The sequence below is a fragment of the Haliea sp. genome (assembly GCF_040222615.1).
Taxonomy (GTDB): Bacteria; Pseudomonadota; Gammaproteobacteria; order Pseudomonadales; family Halieaceae; genus Haliea.
This window is the reverse complement of the sequence record NZ_JAVKCQ010000010.1, coordinates 1-5,985: the sequence shown is the minus strand read 5'-3', so window position 1 is coordinate 5,985 and position 5,985 is coordinate 1. Positions and strand designations below refer to the sequence as shown.

Here is a 5,985-nt window from a genome sequence, read left to right as displayed (position 1 = left end):
GTTCATTTTCCAGCAGGATTGAAATGATGCGTCGCATGTCAGGTCCTCTCGTTCTTGCTCAACCACATATCTTTCATCGCCCCGTTGGGAGCCACATGCATGGGATACACGTGCTCCATCGGGTCAATGAAGATATCGAGGAATACCAGCTTGTCTTTCATGGCAAAGGCCTCGTCCATGCAGCGGTCGAGGTCCTCCAGCTTGGTGACCTGCATGCCCACGTGGCCGTAGGCCTCCACCAGTTTGACAAAGTCGGGCAGGGAGTCCTCGTAGGTGCTCATCGCGTAGCGACCCTCGTACTGCATGTCCTGCCACTGCTTGACCATGCCCAGGTAGTTGTTGCGCAGATTGATGATCTTGATCGGCGTGTTGTACTGGGTACAGGTCGACAGCTCCTGGATATTCATCTGGATGCTGCCCTCGCCGGTCACGCAGGCCACCTCCATGTCCGGAAAAGCCAGCTTTACCCCCATGGCGGCGGGCAGGCCAAAGCCCATGGTGCCGAGCCCCCCGGAATTGATCCAGCGCCGCGGCTTGTCGAACTTGTAGTACTGGGCCGCGAACATCTGGTGCTGGCCCACATCGGAGGTCACATAGGCATCCCCCCGGGTCGCCCGGTACAGGCTTTCAATGACCTGCTGGGGCATGATGCGCTTGCTCTCGCCGTAGCGGCGCCCGGTCCACAGGCCGTGCTTGCCGCGCCACTCCTCGATCTGCTGCCACCAGCGGCCCAGAGCCGCCGTGTCGGGAAGCTGGGGCTCCTTCTCCTGCAGATTATCGATAATCTCCATCAGGTCCTGCAGCACCGACTGCACCGGGCCCACGATAGGGATGTCCGCCGCCACGGTTTTGGAGATCGAAGTCGGGTCGATGTCGATATGGATGATTTTGGCACCGGGGCAGAACTTGCCAACCGTGTTGGTGACACGGTCGTCGAAACGGGCCCCGACCGCGAGGATCACGTCGCTGTTGTGCATGGCCATATTGGCCTCGTAGAAGCCGTGCATACCCAGCATGCCCAGGAACTGCCTGTCTGTCGCCGGGTAGGCGCCCAGGCCCATCAGGGTATTGGTTACCGGATAGTTGAGCTTGCGGGCCAGGGTGGTCAGCAGCTCGCTGCTCTCACCCATGATCACCCCGCCACCGCTGTAGATAATGGGACGCTTGGCGCCCAGCAGCAGCTTGGCCGCCTTGCGGATCTGGCCGGTGTGGCCACGCTGGGCCGGGGCGTAGGAACGCAGCTTCACCGCATCCGGGTAGTGGTACTCGAACTTTTCATCCGGGCGGGTACAGTCCTTGGGAATATCTATCACCACCGGGCCCGGGCGCCCACTGGTGGCAATGTGGAAAGCTTTCTTGATCGTCGCCGGAATATCCTCTGCGCGGCGAATCATGAAGCTGTGCTTCACAATGGGGCGGGATATCCCCACCATATCCGTCTCCTGAAAGGCATCCTCGCCAATCAGGTGGGTGGCAACCTGCCCGGACAGCACCACCATGGGGATGGAATCCATGTAGGCGGTGGCAATCCCGGTAATCGCATTGGTCGCGCCGGGCCCCGAGGTCACCAGCACCACGCCGGGCTTGCCCGTGGCGCGGGCATAGCCATCCGCCGCGTGGGTGGCCGCCTGCTCGTGCCGCACCAGGACATGAGGGACCTTACTGGTCTTGAACAAGGCATCATAAATATGCAGGACCGCGCCCCCGGGATAGCCGAACAAGTACTCGACACCTTCATCTTCCAGGGCACGGGCGATCATTTCACCGCCGGATAACAACTCCACAATCTGTCTCCCAAATAACATAAACCCCCGACGCGTAACCCTCGCCGTGGCAGTTCAAGTTGCTGTGTGGACGCTGCGAAGAAAGGTACCTGACCGGTACCGGACTGGCGACGCCACCCCCTGGGCGCGATACGGTGCCGGTGACCTGGCCCGCCGGACATGACCCGGAAGGGCACTCCGCGGAGGAAAACGATCACGAACACCCGTGTATCGGTCGCCCTGCGAGGTAGCGCAGTATCTGGCCCTCAACCCGGCCGGTAAGGCGCGAGCTGAATACGGGACTCACAAACAGCCGCAGCGAATCATCACATCGCTGTGGTAGACCAGCGGCCGAGGGTACCCGGCAATAGTCATTACCATCTGCAAGACGCCGCTATTGTTGGCGGCCAGCACCCTCTTGTCAACGATCAGTACCGGGAAAATGTCCGTTTACCCCGCTGCGGATTGCGCACCCGGCGCGGCTGGGGTACTTTACAGGGGCACTATTCCGGGGGTTAAGGGACATGCGTATAAAACAAGTAACGCGCAGGGGGATGGGGGGCTGTCTGGCCCTCCTGCTGGCTGCGGGGAGCGTGCATCTCAGCGCCGCTCAAACCTATTACCGCTGGCTCGATGACCGCGGCAATCCCGTGCACAGCGACCGTCCCCCCCCGCAGGGAACTGACTATGAGGTCATCTCGACCCAATCCGGCTTGAAGCGCGTCGTGCCAGGGGATCAGGGAGCAGTCCCGAGGGAGGTTGTCCCGAGCAGCGGCAATGACTTTGAGCCGGTTGCTCGCGACCCTGACGCAAAAGCCCACAACAGTCCTGAAATCTGCGCCACCGCGCGTAAGAACCTCGAGATGCTCAACTCATCTGCGAGAATCAGGGTCAGAGACGATCAGGGCGAGGTCAAGTACCTCTCTGCTGAAGAGCGGGAGGCAAAACGGGAAGAAAACCTCTCCCTGATCGATCGACACTGCGAGTAATTGCCGCCACAGGACAGCGCCAGCTGTAGAAGCATCTACTTCTTGCCGAACGCTGTCCCCTCACCCTCCACATCAACCAGAATAGTGTCACCGGGACCAAACTCGCCGGACAGGATGCGGTTTGCCAGGGGGTTTTCCAGCTCGTGCTGGATAGCGCGCTTGAGCGGGCGGGCGCCGTACACCGGGTCGTAGCCCACGGCTGCCAGGCGGTCCATGAACGCGTCGGTGATCTCGATCTGCAGTTCACGCTCGGCGAGCCGCTTGCGCAGTGACTGCAGCTGGATATCGGCGATCCCGCGTATCTGCTCCGCCGCCAGCGGGTGGAACACCACAGTCTCGTCGATGCGGTTGATGAACTCGGGCCGGAAGTGCTTGCCAACCACGCCCATCACCGCCGCTTTCATAGCGCTGTAATTTTCTTCCCCGGCCATTTCCTGGATCAGGTCGGAGCCGAGGTTGGAGGTCATCACTATTACCGTGTTGCGGAAGTCCACGGTACGGCCCTGACCGTCGGTCAGGCGGCCGTCTTCCAGTACCTGCAGCAGGATGTTGAACACATCCGGATGGGCCTTCTCCACCTCGTCCAGCAGCAGCAGCGAATAGGGACGGCGACGCACGGCCTCGGTCAGGTAACCACCCTCCTCGTAACCGACATAGCCTGGGGGCGCGCCGATCATGCGCGCCACGGAGTGCTTCTCCATGAATTCGGACATGTCTACCCGCACCATGGCTTGCTCGCTGTCGAACAGGAACTCTGCCAGCGCCTTGCACAGCTCGGTCTTGCCCACACCCGTGGGGCCGAGGAACAGGAATGACCCATTGGGCCGGTTCGGATCCGACAGGCCGGCGCGGGAACGACGCACGGCGTCGGATACCGCCTTGACCGCCTCATCCTGGCCCACCACACGCTGGTGCAGGGATGTCTCCATGCGCAGCAGTTTCTCGCGGTCCCCCTCCAGCATCTTCGACACCGGAATGCCGGTCCAGCGGGACACGACTTCCGCCACCTCCTCATCAGTCACCTTGTTGCGCAGCAGGGTGTGTTCTGTGGTCTCCGCCTCCTGCGCGGCCACCAGCTGCCGTTCCAGTTCCGGCATCTTGCCGTACTGCAGCTCGGACATGCGAGTCAGGTCGCCGGCGCGGCGGGCGGCCTCCATGTCCAGCTTGGCCTGTTCGATTTCGCTCTTGATGTGCGCGGCACCCTGCACGGAAGCTTTCTCCGACTTCCACACCTCCTCCAGGTCAGAGAACTCGCGCTGCACTTTTTCAATCTGCTCGTCGAGGAGCTCCAGCTGCTTTTTCGCCGCCGGGTCCTTGTCCTTTTTCACCGCCTCGCGCTCGATCTTGAGCTGGATCAGGCGCCGCTCCAGGCGGTCCATGGCCTCCGGCTTGGAGTCGATTTCCATGCGGATGCGGCTGGCGGCCTCGTCGATCAGGTCGATGGCCTTGTCCGGCAGCTGGCGGTCGGTGATGTAGCGGGTGGACAGCTTGGCGGCGGCAATGATGGCGCTGTCGGTGATATCCACGCCGTGGTGCACCTCATACCGTTCCTTCAGTCCGCGCAGAATGGCAATGGTGTCCTCCTCGTTGGGCTCATCCACCAGCACCTTCTGGAAGCGGCGCTCCAGCGCGGCGTCTTTCTCCACGTACTTGCGGTATTCGTCCAGGGTCGTAGCACCCACACAGTGCAGCTCGCCCCGGGCCAGTGCCGGTTTCAGCATGTTGCCCGCATCCATGGAGCCTTCGGCCTTGCCGGCGCCGACCATCGTGTGCAACTCATCGATGAACAGGATGATGCGGCCTTCCTGCTTCGAAAGTTCGTTCAGCACCGCCTTCAGGCGCTCCTCGAAATCGCCGCGGAACTTGGCCCCGGCCAGCAGCGCGCCAAGGTCCAGGGACAGGATACGCTTGTCCTTCAGGCCCTCCGGCACCTCACCGTTGACCACGCGCTGGGCCAGGCCCTCAATAATCGCGGTTTTGCCCACCCCGGGTTCGCCGATCAGCACCGGGTTGTTCTTGGTGCGCCGCTGCAGCACCTGAATGGTGCGGCGGATTTCGTCGTCGCGACCGATCACCGGGTCCAGCTTGCCCTCTTCGGCGCGCTCGGTTAGATCGATAGTGTACTTGTCCAGCGCCTGGCGGGATTCCTCGGCTTCGGGATTGTTCACGGCTTCGCCTCCACGTACCTGTTCAATAGCAGCCTGCAGCGCGATGGCGGTAACACCATGCTGCTTCAGCAAGTCGCCGGCGCTGGTCTTGCTCTCCAGCATGGCCAGCAGCACCACTTCGCTGGAAATATAGGCATCACCGCCCTTCTGGGCCAGCTTGTCGCTGACATTGAGGATGCGACCGAGATCATTGGACATGTGCACATCACCGCCACTGCCACTTACCGTCGGCAGCGCCTCTACGGCCTTGTCTGCCGCGCCCGTCAACCCGGCGACGTTGGCACCGGCTTTCTGCAGCAGAGGACGCGTGGAGCCACCCTGCTGCTGCAGCAGAGCCGCCAACAGGTGCACCGGTTCGATGAAATTGTTGTCCTTGCCCAAGGCCATAGACTGGGCGTCCGCCAGGGCCAGCTGCAGTTGGTTGGTCAGTTTGTCCATTCTCATACTCATCTCCTGGGTCGCCGGCGTGCTCGCGGGCGCTTAATCTCTCAATGGTTGATAGATGGGGAGAGAATAGCCCTATTTCAAGTGCGGGCTTGGCGGCGGAAGGCGGGTTGCCCGGCGGTTGCATGATTTCATGGTTATTCCCTGGTGAAGCGCCTTGTCCCTGATCTGCCTCCCGCAGCGCGAGCTCCACGCCGAACTCGACCGTGGCATAGTGGTGAAGCGCCTTGTGCCTGATCTGCTTCCCGCAGGGTGGCCGCATTTGATGTAACGCGATTCCTGGAGTTTTGCTGCGGCGTGGCTAATATACTGGTTGCATATACAGTATTCAGGGCTTTGTCATGGGCATGCCAGCGACTGTGGAAGACTGGCCCCGGCGGCTGAATGGGGCACAGCTGGGTCAGGCGATAACTCTCCTTGCGGCGCAGATCAATGCCGCAAATCACCGCCTGCTGCGGCTGATCGCCGAGTTCGACCGCTGCGGCGGGTCAGTTGCGATGCGTCGCTGGTGTCGGTGCTGGTGGATGCGGCCGGCAAGGTACTGATCGTGGGCTGGAAGTCGAGGATCGTGCCGGAGCATATTCGCCGGGCCCTGCGCGAGCGGGACGGGGTCTGCCAGTA

General features: G+C 61.8%; 3 protein-coding genes. 1 reads left to right on the top strand and 2 read right to left on the bottom strand.

Annotated features, from left to right (window positions below; genetic code table 11):
- Window positions 1–38: 38 nt before the first annotated feature.
- A complete protein-coding gene (locus RJQ10_RS00510; RefSeq protein ID WP_350142526.1) occupies window positions 39–1,784 on the bottom strand; it encodes an acetolactate synthase 3 large subunit in 1,746 nt (581 codons plus the stop codon).
- A gap of 503 nt (window positions 1,785–2,287) precedes the next feature.
- Here RJQ10_RS00510 and RJQ10_RS00505 point away from each other — a divergent pair.
- The gene (locus RJQ10_RS00505) at window positions 2,288–2,752 is read left to right on the top strand and encodes a DUF4124 domain-containing protein (protein ID WP_350142524.1); all 465 of its coding nucleotides are present in this window, start codon (window positions 2,288–2,290) and stop codon (window positions 2,750–2,752) included.
- A gap of 35 nt (window positions 2,753–2,787) precedes the next feature.
- On the opposite strand, the gene clpB is transcribed toward RJQ10_RS00505, so the two are convergent.
- On the bottom strand, window positions 2,788–5,364 hold the full coding sequence (clpB, locus tag RJQ10_RS00500; RefSeq protein WP_350142522.1) for an ATP-dependent chaperone ClpB: 2,577 nt from the start codon (window positions 5,362–5,364) through the stop codon (window positions 2,788–2,790).
- Window positions 5,365–5,985: the final 621 nt, after the last annotated feature.